The following is a 24,393-nucleotide window of genomic DNA, read 5'->3' as shown; positions in this document are numbered from 1 at the left end:
CGGTAGCAACCAGTTACAGATAGATATTGAAGGAGGTAGTTCGGCCACGGTCGACCTATCGAGTTTGGTAGGTACCGACGACCAAACAGCTTCCGAAGTGAATATTACGGATGCAGGTGGAAACTTCACGGCAACCGATGTAGAAGGTGCTTTGTCGGAACTTGCAGCGGGCAGCACGGATGACCAGAATTTGACGGGAGCTACCCTTGACGGTAGCAACCAGTTACAGATAGACATCGAGGGCGGAACCTCGGCCACTGTGGACCTATCGAGTTTGGTGGGTACGGATGACCAGACGGCCTCGGAGGTGAACATCACTGATGCCGGAGGCAACTTTACGGCCACGGATGTAGAAGGTGCTTTGTCGGAGACATCGAGGGCGGAACCTCGGCCACTGTGGACCTATCGAGTTTGGTGGGCACGGACGACCAGACGGCCTCGGAGGTGAACATCACTGATGCCGGAGGCAACTTTACGGCCACGGATGTAGAGGGGGCCTTGTCTGAACTTGCAGCGGGCAGCACGGATGACCAGAACTTGACGGGAGCTACCCTTGACGGTAGCAACCAGTTACAGATAGATATTGAAGGAGGTAGTTCGGCCACGGTCGACCTATCGAGTTTGGTAGGTACCGACGACCAGACGGCTTCTGAAGTGGATTCGGATACACCTGTAGATGTGGACGGAGATGGTAGTAGTGAGGCAACAGTGGAGGACGTAATACAGGCTATTGCACCAATCACATCTAAGGCAGCACGGATTTTCTACCCACCCTCTATAGCAATTGATGCTTCCGTTTTAGTGAATAATGTAACAGTAGACCTTTATCAGGAATATCTAGACCAGTACGGAGGTTCGGCTGCAAACTTTACGGCGAGCGCGGGTGCACCAGGGACTGTTCCAACCTATGGTAGAACAGAACTATATTACTACGTAACCTTTGCAGATCCTGCAGTTTTGAACATCGATTTAATTGATGCGAACGGTAACATGCAATACGATGTAATTGGTACACCTCCGGATTACAACTCTTTGATCAACGTGGTATTCGTAGTAAAGTAATCAGCTAAAGACCCATATCGGTTTGAAAAAAATCAATCAACATAAATCCATATTCCTGAGCTTTGTTTTTACAATGTTCGGGATGTTGGTATCCAATGCCCAATTTTTACTACAGGCACCCAATTCCACCGATGAAAACAATTATCGCTGGTACGAGGCCTCGGATACCAATACCGTTTTGGGAACGGATTTTTTCTATGAGGTAACCGCACCCGGTATTTACTTTGCTACCTATGATGGTACGCTTTGCGGTTCCAATGCCACAGGGTATTTCATCGTCACGGACTGTAATAATCCTGATAATCAGGTTACCCTGGATATCACCAATAACGTAAGTGGCGGGGCTACGGTAAGCTGGTCTCCCGCAGTCAGTGGAGACCCCACAAGACCTACAGTAACGGCTACGGATGCTGTGGTAAGGTATACGGCCACGGTAACAAAGGTGGGCAATGACTTTGCACTTCCCAATTTTACGGTAGTTTGTTTGCCCCAGGCCGCAAACTTAGTGGATGATTTGATCGCCTTAGATGAGGATACTTCGTTAATTGTGGATATTTATGCCAATGACTCCGATTTGCCAAACCCGGGTGCTTTGACAACGACTTCACCTTCCAACGGAACGGTCATCATAGATGACAATGGTACACCTAACAACCCATTGGATGATATACTTACCTATACCCCCAACCCTGATTTTAATGGTGCGGACAGTTTTGATTATACCATCTGCAACAGCTTTGGAGATTGTAGTACGGCAACTGTCAGTATAGACGTATTACCTATTTTGGATACTTTTGATGATAATATCGCCATTGCCGTAAACGAAATTAGGGTTATCAATGAATGGAGCTTAAATGATAACGATATACCTACAATTGGTACGTTCAGTATAACCCAGCCAACAAACGGATCTGCGACCATTGATGATAATGGTACTCCCAACGACCCAACTGACGATACGATTACCTATTTTCCTAACAATGATTTTATAGGCTCTGATGCCCTCGAATATACCCTTTGTGACGATGCAGGAAACTGCAGTACTTCAACGATTACGATGATCGTAAGTCCGTCGGATACCGATTTGGATAGCGACAACGACGGTATACTCGATAGTTTTGAAGACCTTAATCTGGACGCCGACAATGATCCGGCCACCAATCCTACGGATACAGATTTGGACGGTTACCCAGATTATCTTGATATAGATAGCGATAACGATGGTGTCCCTGATAACGTAGAAGCACAGACAACCTCTGGATATATCGCTCCAAGTGGTACCGATGCCAATGGAAACGGTGTGGATGACGCCTATGAAGGTGGCGGAAATCTTGGGTTGTTTCCAGTAGACACTGATGGGGATAGCTTGCCCGATTATTTGGATGAGGACAGTGATAATGACAATGTACCCGATAGCATCGAGGCCCATGACCAAAATCAAGACGGTATTGCCGATTTCACATTGTTCGGGTCCGATCAGGATGGCGATGGCCTTGACGACGGCTACGAAGGAAGCAATGTCAATGACGTCGATGTGAACGATGAGTTGGACGATCCTTATGGCCAATTGCCCAATACGGATAGCGATTTGGAATCCGATTATCGAGATACTGACGACGACGACGATGGCATTGAGACCATAGATGAGGATTTGAACGGTGACGGTGATTATAGTAACGATGATTCGGACGGAGACGGTACGCCAAACTATTTGGATTCCGATCTGGGCGAACTATCGGAACAGATAGAGGTATTTAATGTTATCACACCTAACGGTGATGGTGTACACGACGTACTGCGTATCGATGGCCTGGAAAATTATCCTAACAATACCATCAGGATTTATAACAGATGGGGCGTATCGGTCTTTACCACTAGGGCCTACAATACAGAAGGAAATGTCTTTGATGGAACTTCCCAAGGTAGGGTAACCATTGCGCAAGACAATAAACTTCCTGTTGGAACTTATTTCTACATATTGGATTATGAGGAGCCCAATGGGACCATGAAACAGCTTTCGGGTTACATATATATTAATAGATAGAAGGATGTTAGATAACAATTTTTTTAAACTGAACAGTAGCTTTTCAATAAAAGGTCTATTGATCCTTATACTCCTTTGGTCCGAAACCTCAATGTTTGCGCAACAGGATGCCCAGTATACCCAGTATATGTACAACACGGTAAGTGTGAATCCCGGTTATGCAGGTTCCAGGGGTCAGATAAGTATTGCCGCTTTACACCGCTCCCAATGGTTGGGTTTGGAGGGAGCACCTACGACCCAGACTTTTAATATCCATTCTCCAATTGGTTATAGAGGTTTAGGACTGGGCTTGTCCATTGTCAACGATAAAATAGGGCCCACTTCCGAAACCAATTTTGATGTCGATTTCTCCTATACGTTGACATTGGCAGCGGAAAGCCGTTTAAGTTTCGGGTTAAAGGCAAGTGCTAACCTATTGGACATACGCTTTTCCGAACTCAATCAATTTATCACGGATCAGACCCTTCAACAGGATATAGACAACCGTCTTTCGCCCAATGTTGGTGCAGGGGTGTATTATCATACCGATAAATTCTATGCTGGACTTTCCGTGCCCCGAATTTTGGAGACGTCCTATTTTGAAGAATCCTCTTTGAGTACGGCCAAGGAGCAAATGAACTTTTATTTTATTACAGGATATGTTTGGGATTTGAACCCCATGTTGAAATTTAAACCAACCTTGCTTACCAAGGTCGTACAAGGCGCTCCTTTGCAGGTGGATCTTTCGGCCAATTTTATGCTAAATGAACGATTCATTTTAGGAGCGGCCTATCGTTGGGATGCTGCCTTCAGTGGTATGGTAGGTTTTAATGTTAATGGTAACTTCTTAATAGGTATTGCCTATGACCGCGAGACCACAGAACTTGGAAATGCAGCATTCAATGACGGTTCTTTCGAGGTTATCCTTAGGTATGATTTCATCTCCAGTAAAAACAACCTGAAATCTCCTAGGTTTTTCTAAAACTACTTTTTTCATTTCTTCTTTCTTATTTTTTTCATAAAGCCTTCGAACAATAAAGCGCAAAGGCCTTATTTTTACAGGATGAAGGAAGAAGAAGTAATTCTAGTCGACAAAAATGACAACCCTAGGGGAACCATGCCCAAAATGGAAGCTCATGAAAAAGCCGAGTTGCATAGGGCCTTTTCTGTTTTTGTCTTAAATAATAAAAATGAAATTATGCTGCAACAAAGGGCGGCCCATAAATACCACTCCCCATTTTTATGGACCAATACGTGCTGCAGCCACCAGAGGGTAGGGGAGTCCAATTTGGAAGCTGGTAAGCGTAGGCTTAAAGAAGAAATGGGTTTTGTAACCGATTTAAAGGAGCTTTTTTCATTTATCTACAGAGCTCCTTTCGACAATGGGTTGACCGAGCATGAACTTGATCATGTAATAATTGGATATTTCAATGATGTTCCAAATATCAATAAAGATGAAGTTGCAGATTGGAAATGGATGACGCCCAAAGCGATTAAATTGGATATGGAAGAGCATCCGGAGATTTACACTGCGTGGTTCAAGATAATTTTTGAAAAATTTTATCAGCATTTAATCGATAATCTTGTGGAGAATGAAGGTTAAGGTCAGTAGAAAGGCACATTTTAATGCAGCGCACCGGCTTTATAGATCGGATTGGGAAGATTCCAAAAACTGGGAGGTTTTTGGTAAATGCAATAACCCAAACTTCCACGGGCATAACTATGAGTTGATTGTTAGCGTTACCGGGGAAATCGACCCAGAAACGGGTTTTGTTATGGATATGAAGGTCTTGAAAGACCTTATCAAGGATAAAATTGAAGATGCATTCGACCATAAAAACCTGAACAAGGAGGTTCCTGAATTTTTGGAATTGAACCCTACAGCGGAAAATATTGCCGTAGTTATTTGGAACAGGTTGAGGCCTAGCATCGAAGCAAACAAGGATTTGGAGGTAGTCCTCTACGAAACACCCCGAAACTTTGTCTCCTACGCCGGATTCTAAAACTTACTGGGCCAAGTTTATGTTATCGGCGAACAAATTATTTAGATAGTTCTTATTGTTTCAAATAATATAGTTCCTGCCATCGTTAGGTATGTGGAAAGTTTATACAAAAAAATGAATTTATACCCGCTAAAATTTAAACCGATACTCAAAGAACGACTTTGGGGCGGAACCAAATTAAAGGATTTATTTGGGAAGCCAAGTACAAGTGAAATTACTGGGGAAAGTTGGGAACTTTCCGCGGTTACCGGTGATGTTTCCATAGTATCGAACGGTGAATTGGAAGGAACCTTTTTACAGGATTTAATTGACAAATATCCAGTAGAATTATTAGGCAAGAGCGTGGTGGATAGGTTTGGAACGGAATTTCCAATACTTATCAAATTCATTGATGCCAAACAGGATCTTTCCATACAGGTGCACCCTAATGATGCATTGGCCAAGGAAAGACACAATTCTTTCGGTAAAACGGAGATGTGGTACATTATGGACGCCGATCCCGGGGCCCAACTTGTCGTAGGCTTTAATAGGGATGTTTCAAAAACGGAATACTGGCAAAGTTTGCAAAACGACACCTTGCTGGAGTTGTTGCATTATGAAAAAGTACATGAAGGGGATACATTTTTCATCAATACGGGTAAAATACATGCCATAGGTGCTGGGGTTTTACTAGCGGAAATACAGCAAACTTCAGATATCACCTATCGTGTATTTGATTTTAACAGAAAGGACAAGGAAGGAAACTTAAGGGAATTGCACACTGAACTGGCATTGGATGCCATTGATTATAAGAAGAAAGATGATTTTAAGGTTGCCTATTCCAAAGAAATGAACTCGCTCAATACCATGGTGGACTGTCCATATTTCAAAACAAATATTTTGGAATTGGACAAGAACTTTAGTATCGATACCAACAATAGGGATTCCTTTACAATATATATGTGTGTGGATGGCAGGGCTCTTATTGAAAACGAGTTTGGAAAAGTAAGCATACAAAAAGGCGAAACGACCTTGATACCGGCCATGTCACAGATAATTAGTATAAACACGGAAGGTGCCAAATTACTGGAAGTTACTATTTAGGCAGTGTACATATTCAATGGTTTAATCGTACTTTTGTTCAAAATATAAAATATGGCAAGTATTAGAAATTTAAAAAAGGATATAAATAACGTCCTGGGTGATATTATTGAAGGGGTTTATATAGTAGAAGCAACTAACGGAGGAGGTTCCTCAAAAGAAGGCACTGCCATTATCGACGGTGCTATCGAAACGTTTGACGAGTTGATCGCCAAGGTGAACCAAGGTGGTGTCGAAAACAAAAGAGCCCATTTTAACGGTATTAGGACAGAACTTGAAACCAAGGCCAATAAATTGGTCGATCAATTGAACGGTATGGCTTAATTGGCCACGTTAAAAAAACCAAAAGCATCCCTCATGGGATGCTTTTTTTATTCATTCTCTTCCAATAATTTTTTTAAGTCCATTCCGTATTTGGAATTGGCGACCTCTGGCGCAAGGCCTTTGTATATGGAGTCCAGATATTTGAGGTTGGCATCCGGAATTTCCTTTACCGCTATGTAAGGTGAAATATATGAATCCTTATTATTTAGCGCATAGTTGATGGAATAGGCGTATGCTCTTTGGGTATTTCTGGTGCGTATCCTTTCCAAGGAATCCATGGTGGCCGGATCCGAGTTTGCGTCCAACTGGGATGCCTTGAGCATAATTTCCATATTCCTTAGATTAATGTTGGATAATGCCTTCTGGTATTCTTCCAACTTTTCCTGTGTAGGCGATCCCTTGATTTCTGCGGTTGTATCAAAAGTGTTCCAGTCCGTATTGATGGTTATGATTCCCGGTTCCGCAAAAAAGGTAATCCGGTCATTGATTGCGTTGTTGTCCTTTTTATTCAAGTACAGATAATAAATTTCCGGACTTTCCAACTGGGCCGAAAGGCTAAACGTTCCGTCTCCGTCGATTTCTAGGGAATCTACGGTGACGAGGGTGGTGTCCATCAAATGCTGTAGATAGAGTGTTCCTTTTTTTAAACCTCGTACCTTGCCATTTACGACCAGGTTATCTTCCTTGTTGCTTCCACAAGAAACCATTAAAAGTATAGTCAGGATAAAAGCTACTTTTTTCATTCAAACAATTTAGGGGGCAAATATCATTAAATTTTTAAAGAAAATACAATTCAAAAAATAAATACTATAAACTGGAGGCTACCTCCATGAGGTAGGCACATAATAGGGCCCCTGCAGTACCAACCACATAACCCAAAACGGCCAATAATACACCAACCGAAGTTAAGGAAGGATGGAATTCCGCTGCTACCACGGGCGCAGAAGCCGCACCACCCACATTGGCCTGGCTGCCTACGGCCAAAAAGAAGTAAGGGGCCTTTATGAGTTTGGCCACCAAGATGAGCAGTAAGGCGTGAATGCTGATCCAAACAAAGCCAATGGCAATGAGACCCGGATTTTCCAAAACCTTTCCAAGGTCCATTTTCATACCAATGGTGGCCACAAGGATGTAAATGAAAACGCCGCCAATTTTACTCGCCCCGGCACCCTCATAATTCTTGGCCTTAGTGAATGACATGGCAATGCCCGCACAGGTTGCGAGTACCACCATCCAAAAGAATCCGGATCCCAAAAAGGAAAGAAAACTCTTTTTATCGCTGACCGCTTCAAAGTTTTCGTTTAGGTACCCACTTACATAATCCCCCAAAAAATGTGAAAGGCCTACCGCTGAAAAGGCCAGGCATAGCATGATCATATAATCATGGAGCGTAGGCACCCTTGTGATTTTTTCAGTGAACTGGGTTACTTTAACTTTTAAGGTCTCAATGGCCGATGTATCTGCCTTGAGCCATTTATCGATTCTTTTTGTTTTACCTACACCCAAAAGAATAATGGCCATCCAAATATTGGCCACTACGATATCGATAAGAACCATACCGCCATATTTTTCAGGATTGTATTTGAAAATTTCAAGCATTGCAGCCTGATTGGCCCCACCACCTATCCAACTACCCGCAATGGTGGCCAATCCCCGCCAAACGGCATCAAAATCATTCCCCCCAACGGTTTCAGGAGAAAAAATAGAAACCAATAAAATAGCAATTGGACCTCCAATAATGATTCCGAAACTTCCTGTTAAAAACATGATCAGGGCCTTTGAACCCAAGTTGCTTATGGCCTTTAGGTCAATACTTAGCGTCATTAATACCAAGGCGGCGGGCAAGAGATACCTACTGGCCATGAAATAGAGATTGGACGTATCGTCCGATATCAATCCCGCACTTGCCATCAACGCTGGCAATAGGTAGCACATGAGTACCGCTGGAACAATGGAATAGAATTTTGGCCAAAAACCGGTTTTTAAACTGGAGGTGTAAAATATAAAACCAAGGGCGAGGGCCAAAAGACCAAAAACTACGGTATCGTTTACGATCAATGGCTGGTTTACGGGGTTGTCCATATTGCTAGGGTTTCCTTTGGAACCAAATATACTTAAATAAGTAGATGTTGTTCAATGTATCGGGCAACTCCGTGTTCTGTATTGCTTGAGGTAATGGATTTGGCTATTTGTTTCACTTCTTCCCTGGCATTGGAGACCGCCACGCCATAGCCAACGTTTGCCAACATATCGATGTCATTAAAGTTATCACCAAAGGCTATGATGTCCTGTAACAATTCACCGGAAACCAACAATTTTTGTATGGCCGTTAGTTTGGACACGGATTTTGGGGAAATTTCTATTAAAGTGTCGTTAGAGCGGTACAAATTGATTTCGTTTCCAACTATATCCTTAAGTATGGGCATTAATTGATCCGCAGAGGCTTTGGTACCCATAAGCATAACCTTATGTGCTCCAATTTTTCTTCCGTCCCATTCCGCCAACGTCCGTAAGGTCGATTTAAAAACCGGGTTCGTCTTGGTGTATTTTATTTCCTTCTCAACCCTTTCCGATGTTTTGGGTACGTGCCATTCGTCAAATGCGTATAGGCCCATATCCGTTTTAAAATCTTCACATACTTCATGGATTTGCTTTACGACTTTCAATGGAACGGTCACGGATAGCAGTTCCTTGGTACCATCCAGGACCAGTGCGCCATTATAACAAACAATGGGTTGGTCCAAGATTCCCAGGTCTCTCTGGATATAGTACATACCGTTGGGCATTCTGGCGGATACAAGAATGATTCGGGTGCTTTGCTTTATTCTATTGATCTGGGCAATGGTGTATCCTGAAACATCACTTTTAGTCGAGAGAAGTGTGCCATCCAGGTCTGAGCAGAGTAGTTTGTATTTCATATTAAATATTCAGCCAATATGAAAGTTTCAGGTTGATAGATCGGAATCTTGGGGCAAATACATTTACCGAATAATTGTCATTATAAACAAGGAAAAGATCGGAAAGTGGAGCAAACCGCCATTGCAATCTAGAATTGATGCCCAAGTTATCCCGTTGGTTGCTGTATTGGATCAACGTGGACCAGAAAATGGATTTGCTAAAGGTAAGGTCCATTCTGGGGCTTACCAACCATATATTGGCACTTGAATAGGGTTCGGGGAGGTCTATTTGGTCATAATTAAACTGAAGGGAGATGGACGCTTTAGGTTGAAACCGCATGGTCATCGAACCTTCCATAGAAAATCTGTTTCCATTAAAAAAATGACCCAATGTGGACCGGATCTCATAAGAAAAAAGCTTTCGCTGATCGGACTGATACCCTGCTTGGACGCTATTGTAATGATAATTTTGATCGGCTGGGAGGGGTACCGCCCCTTCAGTGCGTGTCGGGTCAAAAGAATCGAACAGGAAGGTATAAGTATTCGTGTATTCTATTCGCGCCTGCGATTGATTGTTGAACTGAACTTCATAACTGTATTGTAGGTCGTAATCCGTATTTTTAAAATCCATACTAGGGCTCCAGCGTATATTTGTAAAAGAACGAAGCGCATGGTTCTGGACAATGCCTCTTTTTGGCCAGAAAACACGCTCTAAGCTTAGGAGTGTCTTAAACAGATCGGTTCTTCGCACAAAGCCTAAATCTGAACGAAAATCTTCATCTATAAAAGTACCTTTTGCAAATACATTGAGTTTTCTTGTGTTATACCGAATCAAGGCGCTTGAGGCAAAGTTTCCCACATTATCGTCCGGTTGAAAGGATTTGTGGGTGATGAAGGATCCGTTCCAAGTATTATCTCTGGAGGCCAGGTTATAATCCATACCCAAAACCCGATTGTATTCATCTTCCCGTTCTACAAAGTCATATGATTTGAAAGACTCCTTATTGATAAAAAATACACCAATGTTGGACCGTGAGAAAACACGCTGCTGGAATGCCAGCATCGTATTATTGTTAGAAGGAATCCTGTTTTCCAGATCCTCTGCCGTTTGAATGTTCAGCAAGCCAATCCTGGTATCATTGTTAAGCTTGCCACTTAGGCGAACGCCACCAATAATATTATTTTCAATGGTATTTCCTACGGTATCCCTCGCGATGCCAATACGTCTTGAAAAAAACGGACTAAAATCAAAGCCGTTACCAAAACTTGCAAAAAGATCATTGTTGTCTATGAAAAATTGACGGCGCTCTGGCAATGCAATTTCAAAACGGGTGAGGTTGGTTATGAAATTATCTACTTCTACTGTAGAAAAATCTGGATTTAATGTAAGGTCGAGATTTAAACTGTTGCCTATGGAAATCTTGGCATCTGCACCTACCTTAAAATTGTCTAGGTTTTCCCCAATGTCAAAGTCCCTGGAACTAATGGCATTCACAAAAGGTATTATTGCAAATGGGGTCCTGGACTTACCCAAAGGTTTCTCAAAAATTATTTCGCCCATAAAGGCGAGATTATAAATGAGCTGATTTTGAGGGATCCTTGTCCATGTACTACGTTCGTTAGATTGCGTTTCAATCCGGTACGAATTGAAGCGCCATTTGGTAGCACCCTCTTCGAATTTTAAAGAGGTAAGGGGAATGACCATTTCTGCCGTGAAGTAATCATCATAAATTTTAGCATTGCCTTTCCATTTTACGTCCCAGGACAAATTAAAATCGTCCTGAGAAGCGCCTCCGTTTGCAATGAGACCTTCACGGCGCACGCCATAGGGGTTTATTCCAAATGAAAAAGCGTTGGTGCCATCATTGAAGGTATCAAAAACAAGCGTAAAGCTATCACTTCCACTTCCTCTAAAATCACGCTGCAATGATTGGGTGGCGTAGTTTTTTCCTCTGGAATAGGCCTTAATACCTACATACAAATTCTTGTCATCATAAAGAATTTTTATTTCGGATTGCTTTCGGGCTTGAACGGAATCCATTGGAAAATATTCCCAATAATCCTTAGCACTTTCGGCTGTTTCCCAAGCACTTTCGTCCAAAATTCCATCCGCCATTATTTTTTCGGTAGTAAACTTTACAGTGAAGGATTTTTTTTCTGCCTGGGTCCTCCCCAAAAAATGAGTGAACAGGCAGAGCGCCAACAAAGGATATGCTAATAAGGGTGTAGATGTAATTTTTTGTAGCTGGAGCTTATAGGGCATTGCTTTTGACTTCTGGTTTTATATATTTAACCAATAGGTGAATTTAAGGTTTATGGATCTATATTTGGGTTCAAACTGATTTACAGCATAGTTATCATTGTACACTATAAAAAGATCGGATAGTGGTGCAAAACGCCATTGTAACCTGGAATTAATTCCAAGATTATCCCTTTGATTGCTATACTGAAAGAGTGTTGTCCAAAAAACGGATTTACTGAATGTAAAGCCAAACCTAGGGCTAATCAACCAAAGATCTGCACTTGGGTAAGGATCTGGCAAGGTTATTTTATCGTAGTTTACGTTCAATCCTATCCTGATCTTTGGCTGAATGCGCAGGGTAGCCTCACCGCCAATGGAAAATCGTTCCCCATTAAAGAAGTTGCCGATTGAGGATTCTCCTTGAAAGGCAAAAACGTCCGCCTGATTTGATTGATAACCTACAGTGAAGGTACCAAATCTGTATTCCCTGTTTCCCGGAAGTTCTATAGCTCCTTCGGTGCTTGTGGGGTCGAAAGGTTCAAATAGATAAATGAAGCTGGATGTATACCCTGCTCCAAACTCCGTAAAGTTTTTAAGTACAAAATTGTAATTGGCCCGTAGATCGTAATCCGCCAATTGGTAATCCAAGGAGGTCCGCCAATTGGAGATTGCAAAAAGCTCCAATCCATGGTTGTTTATAGTACCCGATTTGGGCCAATAGAGGCGTTCCAGACCGGAAACCGCCTTTACAATATCATTTCGTGGAATAAATCCTAAATCAGATCTAAACTCTTGGTCAATGTAGGCCAAATCTACAAACGAGTTCCAATATCTTGAATTATAGCTCAAAAGGGCGCCGGCTGAGAAATTCCCTTGGTTATCCCCTGGTTGGAATGATTTGTGGAGGTAATATTTTCCAGACCATACATTGTCCGTACTGGCCAAGTTATAATCTACACCTAGGACCCTGTTGTATGTGTCATTAGATGATAAAAAAGGGGCATCACCAAAGGCCTGTCTATTGAGAAAGAACATGCCAATGTTAGATCTTGCGAACACTTTTTGCTGTAAGACCAGCATCATATTATTATTCGATGCCACCTCCTGTTCCTCGTTTTTGGCGGTCTGTATGTTCAATAGCCCTAGGCGCAAGTTTTTATTTAATTTTCCACTAAGTCTGATGCCTCCCAGAATGTCGTTTTGAACAGAATTTCCCAAACGGTCCGTGGCGATACCAATTCTTCGGGAAAAAAATGCGTTCGAATACCTTCTACTGCCAAAATCCCCAAAAAGATCATTATTATCTATAAAGAACTGACGCCTTTCCGGCAGGGATACCTCAAAACGGGTAAGGTTTGTGATGATGGCATCTACCTCCACATTGGAGAAATCTGGATTTACGGTAACATCAAGGCTCATACCGTTCCCTATAGCTATTTTGGCATCGCCCCCAACCTTTATCGTTGTATTGCTGACATTTGAACTGAAATCGTTGTCAGACAAGATGTTCACATAGGGTATCAATGCCAGTGGTGTCCTGGATTTGCCCAATGGCTTTTCAAAATACATGTCGCCCATAAAGGCTAGGTTTATTACACTTTGATTTTGAGGAATGACAAACCAATTGCTGCGTTCGTTGGACTGCATATCAAAGCGATAACTCTGAAAGCGCCATTTGGTCTCGCCTTCGGCAAATTTTAGGGAAGTTAAGGGGATGGCCATTTCGGCTGTGTAATATTTATCGTATATTTTTGTTTCGGCCTTCCATTTTACATCCCATGAGGTCGTAAAACCGCTTAGGTCCTGCCCACCTCCCGAAATAAGAACTTCGCGACGCACACCATAAGGATTGATTCCAAAGAGGAAGGCATTTGTTCCGTCATTGAACGTATCAAAGACAAGACTTATGTTATCATTTCCGCTAGCCCTAAAATCACGCTCCAGCGAGGGTATTACATAATTGGAGCCCGGTGTCTGAACGGTCATTCCTATATACAGGGTCGTATCATCCGTAAGCATACGGATATCTGTTTGGTATTGGGCCGGTACATCATCCGAGGGGAAGTACTGTTGAAATTCGCCCGCACTTTGCGCAAAGTTCCATACAGGTTCGTTCAAAATACCATCCAATTGTATTTTTTCGTTCGTGTACTTTACAGTGAAGGATTTTTCTGAAGTTTGGGCGTTAAGTGGGATGACTGCAAGGAACAGTGCTACGATACTTATTAGTTTAGTCATGTTGGTTTGGAGACATTAACCAACAAAGTTAAAGGTTTGTTCCGTTAAAAAAACCCTAAAAAAGACTATTCCTTCTTTTTCTTGGGTTCTCTGTTCACATCCTTTAGACTTTTCATCAACATCCATTCAATCTGGCCATTTGTGCTGCGGAATTCATCCGCGGCCCATTTTTCAATGGCCTTCAACATGTCTTCACTGACCCGCAATGCAAACGCTTTTTTCTTACTCATAGTCGTGTTTCCTCTCCCTCTGTTTTGGTAGTAACGAAATAAGAAATTTCATTATTTATCGGTTTCTGTCCCTTTCGAATACGATACGGCTCCGATCATGGTCCAAATCTATGGCCTTCCATCCCTGTCTGCCATATTCGTTCAATGTGTCCTCCAGCCGTTGGTTGTTATTGGTGAGGCCGACGGTCCAACTGACTACCTTATATTCTTTCATCTTGTTTTAAATATCTGTTGATGGTTTGTTGTGCTTCCTTGGGTCTTTGGGTGCCAATAAGAAGCATATTACCTGTTTTAAGAGCAATTTGTATACCCTTGTTACCACGTATGTTGTACGCTTTTTTCCTTCGGCCGATACCCCTGTAGCCCCATCCACCGAATTCTTTAAGAGGGCTATACGTCCTAGTATAGCACTTATCCATATCGGCCCAAAGTATGACCTTATAATTTCTTTGAAAGGGGAAAAATCTAAAATGAATGCCCTTTTCGTCTATTTGGGTTGAAAGCCTTATGGAGTAAACCACACCTAGAACAATCAAAACGGATACAAAGGTCAAAATTAGGATATTTCTTTCGGGGATATCCAAGTTTTTGGTTGCAAAGGCTTTATATGTGGAGAAAACCGTAATACCCAGAACAATCAAATTCAGCAGGTGAAGCCACCACTGATCAAACCGCTGTGTTTCCTTAAAAAAACGCATATCAATGGTTTAAGGTCCCCGCATTTACAATGGGAGATGCGTCCTTGTCCGAACACAAAACTACCATAAGATTGCTTACCATAGCGGCTTTACGCTCCTCGTCCAAGGTGACCAATTCCTTTTTGCTCAGTTCATGAAGCGCCATTTCTACCATACTTACGGCGCCTTCCACTATTTTATGCCTTGCCGCCACAATGGCCGTAGCCTGTTGTCTTTTTAACATGGCGTTTGCAATTTCCTGTGCGTAAGCCAAATAACCAATTCTGGCTTCCAAAACTTCTATCCCTGCCATGGCAAGTCTCTCCTGCACCTCGGTTTCCAAAGCTTCACTGACCTCATTGACGCTAGATCGTAAGGTGATGTCCTCGTCCAAACCTTCATCGGCAAAATTATCATAGGGATACATGCTGGCCAATTTTCGAACGGCTGCATCGGTCTGTACCCTCACAAAGTTTTGGTAGTCGTCTACTTCAAAGGCCGCCTTATAGGTGTCTGTCACCCTCCATACCAAAATGGTGCTGATCATAACAGGGTTGCCCAATTTATCGTTTACCTTCAATCGTTCGCTGTCAAAGTTACTGGCCCGTAATGAAATTTTCTTTTTGGTAAAAAATGGGTTTACCCAAAAAAAAACGTTCTTTTTTATGGTGCCAACATATTTTCCAAATAATAATAGTACTCTCGATCCATTGGGGTTTACCAGAACAAATCCAGCCAGGCAAAGAACGCCTAGGATTATTAGGAAGATGCCCAAATAAATTCTAAGAAGTGCAACACCGCCCATGAGGAGTATTAAAATGACTAAAATCATGAGATAGCCATTGATGGGACTGTAATTTTTTTCGTTTGACATGCTATATGATATTAAAATGATATCATAAATATATCAAAAAAAATTTATAGTTATGGGTTTTGTTGGAATTAGCTTTGATTTTTAAATGTTCGGGTCTTTTTCTTATTCGGATTTTTAAATAGTCTTTTGAAGAAACCGTCCCTTTTTATCGGTTCACATTCCAGCATCTCCATGACATGTTCACTAGGTGCCGGAAATTTTGCTTGGGTTATATGGTTGAACGTTTTGTCCTTGTTCAGTTTTTTTAGGAAGAGGGCGTACATGGGCAAGGCGGCATTGGCTCCTTGGCCAATTGTCGTGTTTCTAAAACCGATTTCATGATTGTCCAACCCTACCCAAGTTAGATGTAGTAGGTTAGGGGAAAGTGCCACAAACCAGGCATCCTTATTATTTTGGGTAGTTCCTGTTTTACCGGCTATGTCGTTGGTCAGTTTGTAGGTGGAACGGATCCTTGATGCAGTTCCGGAATTGATCGTAGACTTCATCATTTCCAACATTATTTGTCCGTTTTCTGCGGAGAAGGCTTTTTTTGTGCTCTTTTTGGGTTTAAATTCAGCTAACACAGAATCATTTTTTGTAGCTATTGCCTTAATTAAAAAAGGTTCTACTGAATGTCCCTCATTGATATAGCTAGTATAAGCTTTTGCCAGATTCAACATTTTAATTTCGCCAGTTCCCAAGGCCAAAGAGGGTTCCCTTGGTAATTTTTCTTCAATGCCCATATCTTTGGCTTGGGAAATCACATGGTCTATACCGGTCTTTTCCAGCACTTTTACGGCTACCGTATTTACGGAATTACTTAAACTTTGCTCCATAGAATAATTGAGGTAAGCCTCATCTTTATCGCTGGAATTGCTTGGGGACCATCCTTTTAAATTTTCGTATTCAACTTCCTGAGCCGAGAAATATGTGCAAGGTTCTATACCTTCTTCTAATGCAGCAGTATAAACTATGGGTTTAAAGGTGGAGCCTACTTGTCGTTTGCTCTGGGAGATATGGTCGTATTTAAACTTCTTGAAATCCACACCACCGATCCATGTTAGCACTTCACCGGTTTTGGGGTCTACTGAAAGTGACCCGGTGTTCAGGAATTTCATATAATGTTGAATACTGTCCATAACACTTACTTCCTTTTCAATTTCACCCTCCCAAGTTTTTAGGGTCATATTTCGTTTGGTACGTTGCAGACTGTCAAAAATTTCTTCATCGGATAGGCCATTTTTTTTTAGGTTTTGATATGCCGGACTTCTCCTTGCCACCGTTTTTATGAGATTTTTATTTGTAAGCCAAGGGGCGTTCTTTCCGTAACTCTTTTCAAACTCCTTCTGCAATCTGCCCATATGCTCCACCATACTTTGCTCCGCTAGTTTTTGCATTTTATAATTCAAGGTGGTGTACACTTTTAGCCCGGAAGTATAGATGTTGTAGGTTCTACCTTTATCTTGTTGTTCTTTGGTCCACTGCAATAACTGCTTGCGCACTTCTTCCCTAAAATAAGGGGCAAGTCCCGAATTATAGTCGTAGTCCCTATAATCCAAACCAAGTTCCAAGTTTATTAAGGAATCATATTCGGTTTGCTGGATATAATCGTTTTTTACCATTGATGATAATACCAAATTTCTTCTTTCCCTACTTTTTTCCGGAAATATCCTAGGGTTGTACCCATAGGTAGCCTTTAACATTCCAACAAGTGTAGCAGCCTGCGGAATAGATAAGTTCTTGGTACGGGTATTGAAAAATTTTAAAGCGGCACTTTCAATCCCAAAGGTGTTGTCGCCAAAGGAAACGGTATTGAGATAGTGGGTCAATATTTCAGATTTGTCGTAAATATCCTCCAATCTTCCGGCAATGATCATTTCCTTGATTTTGTCGATAACGATATTTGTTTGGTTTCTGTCCCTACGGGGATACAGGTTTTTTGCCAATTGCTGACTGATGGTACTGCCACCGCCAGACGATTCATCTCCCATAAGTATTGTCTTTAGGCCCACTCGGAAGAGACTTGGATAGTCCACGCCGGAATGCTCGTAAAAGCGTTGGTCCTCAATGGATAACAAGGCCTGTACAAGGTGTTCCGGGAATTCTTCAAAAGTAATGGGCTGTCGGTCGTTGAGGTAGTATTTTCCGATCAATACACTATCGGCCGTAAACACCTCGGAAGCTACCTGATACTGGAAATTGGAGAGTTCCTGTTTGTTGGGGATCTTCCCCCAGGCCCCTAGGTATATGCTGCCTACAAAAACTATCAGTAATAAAAGGAGCCCAACGATTCCAAAGGTGAAATACCTAAGCAATGGTGGATTGATTTTACTAAGAACCTTTTTTATTTTCTGCATATTCGCAAGTTCTTATTTAAATTTTAGCTAACCTGAGTTTTAACAATACCTTAAAACTTGTTGTCCTATTTTTGTCCAAAACCATTTTCATGAAAAAGCTTGCCATAATTTTCCTCGTAGTTTTTCAATGTTCGTTCGCCAATGATGCTATTTGGTCCAAAACAGGGCACCGGGTCATTGGTGATGTGGCCCAGGAATATATAAGCAGGAAGGCTCGAAAGGCGATAGAGGAACTATTGGACGGACAAAGTTTGGCATCGGTCTCCAATTTTGCAGATGAAATAAAGGCCGATAGAAAATACAGTGAATTCAGTGCTTGGCATTATGTCAATTTCCCCGCAGACAAGGATTATAATGATGTGGAACCCAGCGAATATGGGGATTTGGTCATTGGAATCAACAAATGTATCGAAATAATCACCTCAACGGAAAGTTCCAAGGAGGACAAGGCATTCTACCTGAAATTTTTGGTACACCTCATTGGGGATTTGCATCAGCCGATGCACATTGGCCGGTTGGAGGATAAGGGTGGTAACGATATTCAATTACAGTGGTTTGGAAGGGGCAGTAACCTGCATCGGGTATGGGATTCCAATATGATCGATGATTATGGAATGAGTTTTACGGAACTTTCAAACTCCCTTCCAAAACTTTCCAAGCAGCAAGTAAAACAAATTCAGCAGGGAGATATTTATGATTGGATCGAGGAAACCCAGGAAATCACCAATGAAGTCTATGATTCCACACAAATAGGGGAGAAATTAGGGTATCAATATAGTTATCGTTGGTGGGGTACGGTTGAAAACCAATTGCAAAAAGGGGGAATACGATTGGCGGCTGTATTGAACCAGATTTTTGGTTAGCAACACCCTATCTTTTTGAAATTTTGTTCCCGCTGATATTTTTCTGTCGGGAGCACTTGAAGCGTCCGGAAACATTTTCCCTCAATTTTCTGTGTTTGGTGCTTCTTCCCTGAACCCTTTTCCGCCACATGCGAAAACTGCTGGGCTTCATTTCCCTGCGCATGATTTCTATGGTTTCCTGTTCGCTGATACCAAACTGGAACGTGATGGCCTCGAATGGAGTACGGTCCTCCCAGGCCATTTCTATTATTCGGTCCAATTCCCTTTCCGTAAATTCTTTAATCATAGTATTACAAATATACAAAGCTCATTGTAATTCTAGTTTGGCACGACCTTTGGAATTATATTGATAAGGTAGAAACCCGACAAGCAGATTAGTATTGTTATGCCCGGTATTAAAGATGGTCGGTCTACAAAAAGGCATAAAAATCGGTTCCCACAACCGATTTTTTTTTTGACCTTACCTTTTCGATGGATACTTCAATGCGCTTAGTATGCCATTTCAGAGAAGAATCTCTATCGTATAACCCTAAATGTCAAGTTAATACGTTCCCCAACCGGTTTGGCCGTTTTTGGAATTTGATGTTTCCAAGTATGTTGTGTTTCCCCCTGCATCACCAATAGACTTCCATGTTCCAACACCATTTTGTGCTTGGCAGTAGGGTCTGAATTATGTTTTAAGTGGAATATACGTTCGGCTCCCAGACTTAGCGATGCAATTATGGGGTTTTTGCCAAGTTCCTTTTCATTATCGGCGTGCCAACCGTTACTATCCTTGCCATCCCTATATAGATTCAATAAACAGGTAGTAAATTTGGTAGAAACATACTTTTCTATTTCCGATTTTATTTCCAATAAAACTGCACTGAAACAATGGGGTTTCATGGTAATGTTGGAATAGGAGTAGGGCTTTTCATTGTTCGCATATAAAGCCGTAAGTCTTGGCTGGGCATATACCTTTCCAAAAACCTTTATATCATCTTGTTGCCACGGTGTTTCTGACCTTAACTTTTTAAAATAGGTATCCGCAATTTTATTAGGAAAAAATTTTGGGTAATATCGTATGTCACAATCGGGCAGGTCCAAGTGTACAAAGCTTTCCTTCTTGGCCATTATACCAACACCGCTTTTAGCTCATTCCTATATTCACTTGGGTTCTGACCCGTAAAGGCCTTGAACGACTTATTAAAGTGGGAAAAGTTGTTGAAACCGCATTCAAAACAGACCTCTGTAATGCTCATGGGTTTTTCCGCCAATAGTTTGGAGGCATGGACCAATCTATATTCGTTAACGAATTGGACAAAAGTCTTATTGGTAAGTTTTTTGAAATACCTGCAGAAGGATGGAATGGTCATACTTACCATGGATGAGATTTCTTCCAAGGTAATCTCTTCCTTAAAATTGTTTTTCACGTGATTGAAAACGATGTTGATGCGGTCATTGTCCTTAACATCGGTGGCCAACGAAAAACCATCGGCATTCAAGAGCTTCATTTCTTGGGAGCCTCCCAATTCGTTCAGGATGTTCAAAATGCTCAAAAGGCGCTGGAAATCGGTCTGATACTCCAATACCTCCATTTTGTCACCAATTTTTCTTTTGGTCTTCCCGTAAAATGCTATTCCTCCACTGGCCACCTCAAAAAGGCTCTTTATTTTCTTCATTTCGGGAATGGTAAAAAAGTCCGTTCCCAAAAAATCCAATTTCATCTGTACCACGGTCTCGCTCGTATTGCCCGTTAGCGCATCCGTGAATCCGCAGTGTGGCAGGTTGCTACCTATTAGTATAAGGTCACCATCCGTATAATAGGATACATGGCTGCCTATTTGGCGTTTTCCGGAACCACCATTGACATAGACCAATTCCAGTTCTGGATGGTAATGCCATACATTGTTTCTATTGACCCTATGCTCATCAAACTTTTGATAGGTAAAGGAATGCCCAAAATCTGGTTCAATGGCCTCAAATGTAGGTTTCTGTGCAATCATCTCAAGGAATTTGCTTATGTAAAATTAGTCAACCTTTTTTGGTGGCTGCTTTGCAAAATTAACCTAAATATGTGGAATATTAACATTTATGTATTAATTGGTTGTTATGGGTGGTAAAATAGCATATAAATTGGAAAAATACGATGTAGTGAGGGCTGGATACCGGTTGTATGTTTGTAGGGTAAATTATTAATTAATCCTTTAAAGTAATTTATTATGAAAAAAATTGTAAAAATCACAACAGTTGTTGCCTTTATGTTCGCTACAGTAGCGGGTATGGCAAGAGAGCCTAAATTGGACGTTGTTACCCTTGGTAATTCCAAAAGTGTCCTTTTGACCTTGGATGCACCAGATCAAAGCGTAACTATCCAGCTTTTGGATTCGGATTCTAATAGCATCTATTTCGAAAAACTTTCAAAAGGTCGTTTCAGCAAAAAACTGAACATGAAAGACTTGGTAGATGGGTCTTATTATTTGGTAGCCGAAAGTGGTCTAAAAAGTAACATGTACACCATTTCCTTGAAGGACGGTGCCATCGAGATTATCGATTCTGAGGTACACGCAAAGCCGTTTTTTAGAAAGACCGAAAATAGGGTTTTCATGAATTTTTTAAACTTGGATAAATCCGAAATAACCTTAAAAGTTTATGATCAAAACTATAGATTGGTTTTCTCCGAGACCGTATCCGATGAATTGATTATAGAGAAGGCCTTCAACTTTGAAGGGGCATACTCAGGAAGTTATATAGTTGTAGTATCCGATGATACCAAAACCTACAGTGAAGAATTTGTTGTTAATTAAGTTGGTTTAAGTTAATTTCAAGAAAAGGGGGCTGGAGAGCCTCCTTTTTGCATTTATAGGGGTAGGTAAACATAGGCCCAATACATCAACAGAAATTGGAGTGGAATACGCAAGACCAATATCCATTTTGGAATTCCCGCAGATTCCTTTTCTCCCTTGAGCATATAAAAGTGCACCAACAAAAACACGGACAACATAGCGATGATTCCGTAAATAGCCACATTTTTGGTCTCGGGTAAACAAAGTGCGATTCCCAACAAGATCTCAAAAACACCACTGAGAAACACCAAGAACCTTGGAAATGGCAAATACTTTGGCATGATTCTCATGTAAACCTTGGGTCTGATAAAATGCATGATGCCGGCGAATACATACATAATTGCCATAAGATAAAGGTGCCACGGATAATTGAAGTCCATTAAAGATATTTTTGCATTTGGTCCTTTTTATACTGGGGTACCGCGGGGTTTTCCATAAAACGTTGCAGTAATTCCTTGGGTTTTTCTTTTAGAAACATGAGTTCATAGAATTCCTGGACCGTTAAGGTATTCTCCGATAGTTGTATCAATTGAAGTTCGTCCCCAATTCCTACTTCGCCCTCCTCTAATATTTTCACATAGGTTCCGGGATGGTTTTGATCTATAAACTGCTTTAATATTTCTTGGGTCCCAAAACGTATTCCCAATTTATAACATGGTTCCCTAGGTTGTGAAACCTGAACCAGGGCACTTCCCATTTTATAGATACTTCCGACCCTAATTTTTGATTCATCCAGGTCTTCTACCGTTAAATTTTCCCCGAACATGCCCCAATTCCAATCATGGTTTGGATATTTTTCCTTCCAAAAAGGGTACTGATCGGCGGAAAACAGGTAGCATGCCTTATTTTCGCCCCCATGATTGATTCTATTGATGATCGTATCCTTTTGAACATCGCTTTTGGTCAATAACAATTTTTTAGAAGTTGGATATTTAAAAATACCGGTTTGTTCTTCCTTGCCGTTCCAGACAAAGGTTCTGGGCTCGTTGCAGATATTGGTGGCGATTACCTTCATTTTGTGAAGATAAAAAAAACCGCCAGAAGAAATCTGGCAGTTTACAATTTTACTGGATAGTTGCTATACTTCCTTTTCCAACTTTTTGGTAAGATAGAAACCGGACAATAATCCTATTCCGGCCATTAAAAATATGGTTCCAGGATAGGCAACGCTTTCCTCGACTCCCAAACTGTAGACCATAATCGACGCTAAAAAGATTGCACAACCAATTCCTATTAGCAGAAGGGATAGGTTTAAGATTAGAATTTTCCAAAAGGGCGCGGCATGTTCCTTTTTAGTTTTGACAAAAATACTGGCATCTGCACCTTTTTCTATAAGAGCCATGCGTTCTTTGTTTCTAGTTGAAAAGAATAAATAGGCTATTCCAAAAATAACCCCAAAGATTAACGTGAAAATAATTACTTCTCCTCCCATTGATTTGTTTTTTAATTGATAAATAAACTGTTTACTTCTTTGACGACGATAAATTTCCATAGGTTACAACTTTTTTAGTTTTTCTTCAAAACTGTAACCTTTGCCTAGAATAGTTCGTCCAATGATTATAAATGAACAAGCCTAGCGACCAACTATTGATAGAGTGTGCCTTGAAAGGGGATATATCCGCTTATGACAAATTAGTGGATAGATATAAGCATATGGTCTTTACCTTGGCGCTAAGGTTAGTCAGAAATAGGGAGGATGCAGAAGAGGTAGCACAAGATACCTTTATAAAGTTGTATAGTGGATTGGCTACATTTAAAGGCGAGAGCAAGTTTTCTACCTGGTTGTATAAAATAGCCTATAGAAAGGGTCTTGATTGTCTTAAAAAACAAAAATCGCAGCCCCAAACTAAAAGTTTTGATATAAACGATACATCTGCCTTGTCCCTATATCCGGAAATTTGGAATAAAATAGAAATAAAAGAAAGAAGAAAGACAATAAAAAGGGCTATAGAGCAACTGGATAATGAAGATAGTGTATTAATAACCCTATTTTATTATCAAGAACTTTCCCTTGTTGAAATTTCGGAAATAATGGGTATTGAAACCAACACCGTAAAAGTGAAAATACATAGGGCCAGAAAAAAATTGGCATTAATTTTAAGAAATTTACTAGAACCGGAAACAATTCATAGCTATGAAAGAACAAGAAGATAAAGAATTGGATTTATTCCTAAAGAACGCTATCAAAGAGTTAAGACCTGAAGAAGTTTCTGCAAATTTTAATGAAAGATTATTTCAAAGGATCGTACAATTAGATACAAAGGAATTAAAATACAAACCTTTAATATCCAAAACAGTGTGGTTCTCACTTGCACTTGCACTCATAGGCCTTTTAGGAATTGGATTCATTATGGAGCCAAATACCAACTTTTGGCTTTTTTCTTTGAAATACAACACTATTGGTAATCTAGATTTTTTTGATGTCCGATTAGAAGAAATCAAATGGAATTCATCCAGTTATGCTGTGCTCGGATTCGTCATTTTTATCTTGTTTCAAATTCTTTTTTTAAAGCATTATTTTTCTAAACACAGGGTGATTATCTAAATATGGTGATTTAAAATTTATTACTTCATTTAAATCCATGACCTTCCTATATTTTTTACTTTTTACAGGTTTTGTTGCTTTCTATGCAACCTATCACCTTCGTAAGGACAAATTAAACACAAAGGACGGGTATTTTTAGGGCGGTCGTTCCTTGACTGGAATCGTAATTGCAGG

General features: G+C 41.0%; 28 protein-coding genes. 12 read left to right on the top strand and 16 right to left on the bottom strand.

Translation table 11 applies throughout. The features are described 5' to 3' along the window. The 8 genes from BFP75_RS21875 to BFP75_RS13460 form a co-directional block, all read left to right on the top strand. The coding region (locus BFP75_RS21875) for a hypothetical protein (RefSeq protein ID WP_165776599.1) at positions 1-448 on the top strand (448 nt) is incomplete at its 5' end. Continuing rightward, positions 397-1,062 (top strand): hypothetical protein, encoded by a 666-nt coding sequence (locus BFP75_RS13490; RefSeq protein ID WP_123803463.1) that lies wholly within the window; start codon positions 397-399, stop codon positions 1,060-1,062. The genes BFP75_RS21875 and BFP75_RS13490, both read left to right, overlap by 52 nt. Before the next feature lie 73 nt (positions 1,063-1,135). Then, entirely contained in the window at positions 1,136-3,106 is a 1,971-nt protein-coding gene (locus BFP75_RS13485) for a gliding motility-associated C-terminal domain-containing protein (RefSeq protein ID WP_099545904.1), read from the top strand. Between the two features lie 4 nt (positions 3,107-3,110). Next, entirely contained in the window at positions 3,111-4,067 is a 957-nt protein-coding gene (locus BFP75_RS13480) for a type IX secretion system membrane protein PorP/SprF (protein WP_099545903.1), read from the top strand. 81 nt (positions 4,068-4,148) lie between these two features. Further along, a complete protein-coding gene (gene idi / locus BFP75_RS13475) occupies positions 4,149-4,688 on the top strand; it encodes an isopentenyl-diphosphate Delta-isomerase (protein WP_099545902.1) in 540 nt (179 codons plus the stop codon). Further along, a complete protein-coding gene (locus tag BFP75_RS13470) occupies positions 4,678-5,088 on the top strand; it encodes a 6-pyruvoyl trahydropterin synthase family protein (RefSeq protein ID WP_099545901.1) in 411 nt (136 codons plus the stop codon). Before idi ends, BFP75_RS13470 begins: the two co-directional genes overlap by 11 nt. 114 nt (positions 5,089-5,202) lie before the next feature. Then, entirely contained in the window at positions 5,203-6,171 is a 969-nt protein-coding gene (locus tag BFP75_RS13465) for a type I phosphomannose isomerase catalytic subunit (RefSeq protein WP_099545900.1), read from the top strand. A 51-nt stretch (positions 6,172-6,222) separates the two neighbouring features. Then, on the top strand, positions 6,223-6,492 hold the full coding sequence (locus BFP75_RS13460) for a hypothetical protein (protein WP_099545899.1): 270 nt from the start codon (positions 6,223-6,225) through the stop codon (positions 6,490-6,492). Between the two features lie 47 nt (positions 6,493-6,539). Here BFP75_RS13460 and BFP75_RS13455 read toward each other — a convergent pair whose 3' ends face one another. The 10 genes from BFP75_RS13455 to BFP75_RS13415 all read right to left on the bottom strand — a co-directional run bounded on the left by BFP75_RS13455 (position 6,540) and on the right by BFP75_RS13415 (position 17,986). Continuing rightward, positions 6,540-7,235: a DUF4369 domain-containing protein gene (locus BFP75_RS13455; protein ID WP_099545898.1), complete on the bottom strand. Its 696-nt coding sequence runs from the start codon at positions 7,233-7,235 to the stop codon at positions 6,540-6,542. Positions 7,236-7,299: 64 nt separating this feature from the next. After that, a complete protein-coding gene (locus BFP75_RS13450) occupies positions 7,300-8,574 on the bottom strand; it encodes a DUF819 domain-containing protein (RefSeq protein WP_099545897.1) in 1,275 nt (424 codons plus the stop codon). Positions 8,575-8,606: 32 nt separating this feature from the next. Continuing rightward, positions 8,607-9,410 carry a Cof-type HAD-IIB family hydrolase gene (locus tag BFP75_RS13445; protein ID WP_099545896.1) on the bottom strand — a complete coding sequence of 268 codons (804 nt, stop codon included), beginning with the start codon at positions 9,408-9,410 and terminating at the stop codon, positions 8,607-8,609. Between the two features lies 1 nt (position 9,411). Continuing rightward, complete coding sequence (locus BFP75_RS13440; RefSeq protein WP_240531786.1) at positions 9,412-11,652, bottom strand: DUF5916 domain-containing protein; 2,241 nt, start codon at positions 11,650-11,652, stop codon at positions 9,412-9,414. Positions 11,653-11,670: 18 nt separating this feature from the next. Next, positions 11,671-13,869, bottom strand: coding sequence for a DUF5916 domain-containing protein (locus BFP75_RS13435; RefSeq protein ID WP_099545895.1), 2,199 nt, complete (start codon positions 13,867-13,869; stop codon positions 11,671-11,673). Between the two features lie 65 nt (positions 13,870-13,934). After that, on the bottom strand, positions 13,935-14,099 hold the full coding sequence (locus BFP75_RS13430; RefSeq protein WP_099545894.1) for an Arc family DNA-binding protein: 165 nt from the start codon (positions 14,097-14,099) through the stop codon (positions 13,935-13,937). Positions 14,100-14,154: 55 nt separating this feature from the next. After that, the gene (locus BFP75_RS21870) at positions 14,155-14,313 is read right to left on the bottom strand and encodes a DUF4177 domain-containing protein (protein WP_165776598.1); all 159 of its coding nucleotides are present in this window, start codon (positions 14,311-14,313) and stop codon (positions 14,155-14,157) included. After that, positions 14,300-14,797 carry a DUF6141 family protein gene (locus BFP75_RS13425; RefSeq protein ID WP_099545893.1) on the bottom strand — a complete coding sequence of 166 codons (498 nt, stop codon included), beginning with the start codon at positions 14,795-14,797 and terminating at the stop codon, positions 14,300-14,302. The genes BFP75_RS21870 and BFP75_RS13425 overlap by 14 nt, the downstream gene beginning before the upstream one ends. A 1-nt stretch (position 14,798) precedes the next feature. After that, positions 14,799-15,650: an SPFH domain-containing protein gene (locus tag BFP75_RS13420; protein ID WP_099545892.1), complete on the bottom strand. Its 852-nt coding sequence runs from the start codon at positions 15,648-15,650 to the stop codon at positions 14,799-14,801. A 68-nt stretch (positions 15,651-15,718) separates the two neighbouring features. Next, a complete protein-coding gene (locus tag BFP75_RS13415; protein WP_099545891.1) occupies positions 15,719-17,986 on the bottom strand; it encodes a transglycosylase domain-containing protein in 2,268 nt (755 codons plus the stop codon). 89 nt (positions 17,987-18,075) lie between these two features. On the opposite strand from BFP75_RS13415, the gene BFP75_RS13410 reads away from it, so the two are divergent. Beyond that, positions 18,076-18,849, top strand: coding sequence for a S1/P1 nuclease (locus BFP75_RS13410; protein WP_099545890.1), 774 nt, complete (start codon positions 18,076-18,078; stop codon positions 18,847-18,849). A gap of 7 nt (positions 18,850-18,856) precedes the next feature. Here the strand turns inward: BFP75_RS13410 and BFP75_RS13405 are convergent, their stop codons facing one another. The 3 genes from BFP75_RS13405 to BFP75_RS13395 all read right to left on the bottom strand — a co-directional run bounded on the left by BFP75_RS13405 (position 18,857) and on the right by BFP75_RS13395 (position 20,834). Beyond that, on the bottom strand, positions 18,857-19,135 hold the full coding sequence (locus BFP75_RS13405) for a TIGR03643 family protein (protein ID WP_099545889.1): 279 nt from the start codon (positions 19,133-19,135) through the stop codon (positions 18,857-18,859). Between the two features lie 230 nt (positions 19,136-19,365). Next, positions 19,366-19,962, bottom strand: coding sequence for an alpha-ketoglutarate-dependent dioxygenase AlkB family protein (locus tag BFP75_RS13400; protein WP_099545888.1), 597 nt, complete (start codon positions 19,960-19,962; stop codon positions 19,366-19,368). After that, positions 19,962-20,834 carry an AraC family transcriptional regulator gene (locus BFP75_RS13395; protein ID WP_099545887.1) on the bottom strand — a complete coding sequence of 291 codons (873 nt, stop codon included), beginning with the start codon at positions 20,832-20,834 and terminating at the stop codon, positions 19,962-19,964. Before BFP75_RS13395 ends, BFP75_RS13400 begins: the two co-directional genes overlap by 1 nt. 216 nt (positions 20,835-21,050) lie before the next feature. On the opposite strand from BFP75_RS13395, the gene BFP75_RS13390 reads away from it, so the two are divergent. Next, positions 21,051-21,635, top strand: coding sequence for a hypothetical protein (locus tag BFP75_RS13390; protein ID WP_099545886.1), 585 nt, complete (start codon positions 21,051-21,053; stop codon positions 21,633-21,635). A 53-nt stretch (positions 21,636-21,688) separates the two neighbouring features. Here the strand turns inward: BFP75_RS13390 and BFP75_RS13385 are convergent, their stop codons facing one another. The 3 genes from BFP75_RS13385 to BFP75_RS13375 all read right to left on the bottom strand — a co-directional run bounded on the left by BFP75_RS13385 (position 21,689) and on the right by BFP75_RS13375 (position 23,106). Next, a complete protein-coding gene (locus BFP75_RS13385) occupies positions 21,689-22,054 on the bottom strand; it encodes a MauE/DoxX family redox-associated membrane protein (protein WP_099545885.1) in 366 nt (121 codons plus the stop codon). Continuing rightward, positions 22,054-22,689 carry an MOSC domain-containing protein gene (locus BFP75_RS13380; protein WP_099545884.1) on the bottom strand — a complete coding sequence of 212 codons (636 nt, stop codon included), beginning with the start codon at positions 22,687-22,689 and terminating at the stop codon, positions 22,054-22,056. The genes BFP75_RS13385 and BFP75_RS13380 overlap by 1 nt, the downstream gene beginning before the upstream one ends. A 63-nt stretch (positions 22,690-22,752) precedes the next feature. Next, complete coding sequence (locus BFP75_RS13375; protein WP_099545907.1) at positions 22,753-23,106, bottom strand: DUF6249 domain-containing protein; 354 nt, start codon at positions 23,104-23,106, stop codon at positions 22,753-22,755. Between the two features lie 131 nt (positions 23,107-23,237). Here BFP75_RS13375 and BFP75_RS13370 point away from each other — a divergent pair, with 131 nt between their 5' ends. Then, positions 23,238-23,828, top strand: coding sequence for an RNA polymerase sigma factor (locus BFP75_RS13370; protein WP_099545883.1), 591 nt, complete (start codon positions 23,238-23,240; stop codon positions 23,826-23,828). Beyond that, positions 23,809-24,219: a hypothetical protein gene (locus BFP75_RS13365; RefSeq protein WP_099545882.1), complete on the top strand. Its 411-nt coding sequence runs from the start codon at positions 23,809-23,811 to the stop codon at positions 24,217-24,219. Before BFP75_RS13370 ends, BFP75_RS13365 begins: the two co-directional genes overlap by 20 nt. Positions 24,220-24,393 lie beyond the last annotated feature (174 nt).

The organism is Maribacter sp. 4G9, from assembly GCF_002742265.1.
In the GTDB taxonomy this organism is placed as follows: Bacteria; Bacteroidota; Bacteroidia; order Flavobacteriales; family Flavobacteriaceae; genus Maribacter.
This window is presented reverse-complemented; position numbering and strand designations above follow the sequence as displayed.

What these genes read in the sequence shown, in the direction of transcription:
- BFP75_RS13400 (WP_099545888.1), bottom strand. Translation starts at nt 19,962, where the DNA reads ATGGCCAAGAAGGAAAGCTTTGTACACTTGGACCTGCCCGATTGTGAC.
- BFP75_RS13470 (WP_099545901.1), top strand. Translation starts at nt 4,678, where the DNA reads ATGAAGGTTAAGGTCAGTAGAAAGGCACATTTTAATGCAGCGCACCGG.
- BFP75_RS13365 (WP_099545882.1), top strand. Translation starts at nt 23,809, where the DNA reads ATGAAAGAACAAGAAGATAAAGAATTGGATTTATTCCTAAAGAACGCT.
- BFP75_RS13415 (WP_099545891.1), bottom strand. Translation starts at nt 17,986, where the DNA reads ATGCAGAAAATAAAAAAGGTTCTTAGTAAAATCAATCCACCATTGCTT.
- BFP75_RS13380 (WP_099545884.1), bottom strand. Translation starts at nt 22,689, where the DNA reads ATGAAGGTAATCGCCACCAATATCTGCAACGAGCCCAGAACCTTTGTC.
- BFP75_RS13370 (WP_099545883.1), top strand. Translation starts at nt 23,238, where the DNA reads ATGAACAAGCCTAGCGACCAACTATTGATAGAGTGTGCCTTGAAAGGG.
- BFP75_RS13420 (WP_099545892.1), bottom strand. Translation starts at nt 15,650, where the DNA reads ATGTCAAACGAAAAAAATTACAGTCCCATCAATGGCTATCTCATGATT.
- BFP75_RS13435 (WP_099545895.1), bottom strand. Translation starts at nt 13,869, where the DNA reads ATGACTAAACTAATAAGTATCGTAGCACTGTTCCTTGCAGTCATCCCA.
- BFP75_RS13405 (WP_099545889.1), bottom strand. Translation starts at nt 19,135, where the DNA reads ATGATTAAAGAATTTACGGAAAGGGAATTGGACCGAATAATAGAAATG.
- BFP75_RS13445 (WP_099545896.1), bottom strand. Translation starts at nt 9,410, where the DNA reads ATGAAATACAAACTACTCTGCTCAGACCTGGATGGCACACTTCTCTCG.
- BFP75_RS13450 (WP_099545897.1), bottom strand. Translation starts at nt 8,574, where the DNA reads ATGGACAACCCCGTAAACCAGCCATTGATCGTAAACGATACCGTAGTT.
- BFP75_RS13485 (WP_099545904.1), top strand. Translation starts at nt 1,136, where the DNA reads ATGTTCGGGATGTTGGTATCCAATGCCCAATTTTTACTACAGGCACCC.
- BFP75_RS13465 (WP_099545900.1), top strand. Translation starts at nt 5,203, where the DNA reads ATGAATTTATACCCGCTAAAATTTAAACCGATACTCAAAGAACGACTT.
- BFP75_RS21870 (WP_165776598.1), bottom strand. Translation starts at nt 14,313, where the DNA reads ATGAAAGAATATAAGGTAGTCAGTTGGACCGTCGGCCTCACCAATAAC.
- BFP75_RS13375 (WP_099545907.1), bottom strand. Translation starts at nt 23,106, where the DNA reads ATGGGAGGAGAAGTAATTATTTTCACGTTAATCTTTGGGGTTATTTTT.
- BFP75_RS13410 (WP_099545890.1), top strand. Translation starts at nt 18,076, where the DNA reads ATGAAAAAGCTTGCCATAATTTTCCTCGTAGTTTTTCAATGTTCGTTC.
- BFP75_RS13425 (WP_099545893.1), bottom strand. Translation starts at nt 14,797, where the DNA reads ATGCGTTTTTTTAAGGAAACACAGCGGTTTGATCAGTGGTGGCTTCAC.
- BFP75_RS13385 (WP_099545885.1), bottom strand. Translation starts at nt 22,054, where the DNA reads ATGGACTTCAATTATCCGTGGCACCTTTATCTTATGGCAATTATGTAT.
- BFP75_RS13390 (WP_099545886.1), top strand. Translation starts at nt 21,051, where the DNA reads ATGAAAAAAATTGTAAAAATCACAACAGTTGTTGCCTTTATGTTCGCT.
- BFP75_RS13430 (WP_099545894.1), bottom strand. Translation starts at nt 14,099, where the DNA reads ATGAGTAAGAAAAAAGCGTTTGCATTGCGGGTCAGTGAAGACATGTTG.
- BFP75_RS13455 (WP_099545898.1), bottom strand. Translation starts at nt 7,235, where the DNA reads ATGAAAAAAGTAGCTTTTATCCTGACTATACTTTTAATGGTTTCTTGT.
- BFP75_RS13395 (WP_099545887.1), bottom strand. Translation starts at nt 20,834, where the DNA reads ATGATTGCACAGAAACCTACATTTGAGGCCATTGAACCAGATTTTGGG.
- BFP75_RS13460 (WP_099545899.1), top strand. Translation starts at nt 6,223, where the DNA reads ATGGCAAGTATTAGAAATTTAAAAAAGGATATAAATAACGTCCTGGGT.
- idi (WP_099545902.1), top strand. Translation starts at nt 4,149, where the DNA reads ATGAAGGAAGAAGAAGTAATTCTAGTCGACAAAAATGACAACCCTAGG.
- BFP75_RS13480 (WP_099545903.1), top strand. Translation starts at nt 3,111, where the DNA reads ATGTTAGATAACAATTTTTTTAAACTGAACAGTAGCTTTTCAATAAAA.
- BFP75_RS13440 (WP_240531786.1), bottom strand. Translation starts at nt 11,652, where the DNA reads ATGCCCTATAAGCTCCAGCTACAAAAAATTACATCTACACCCTTATTA.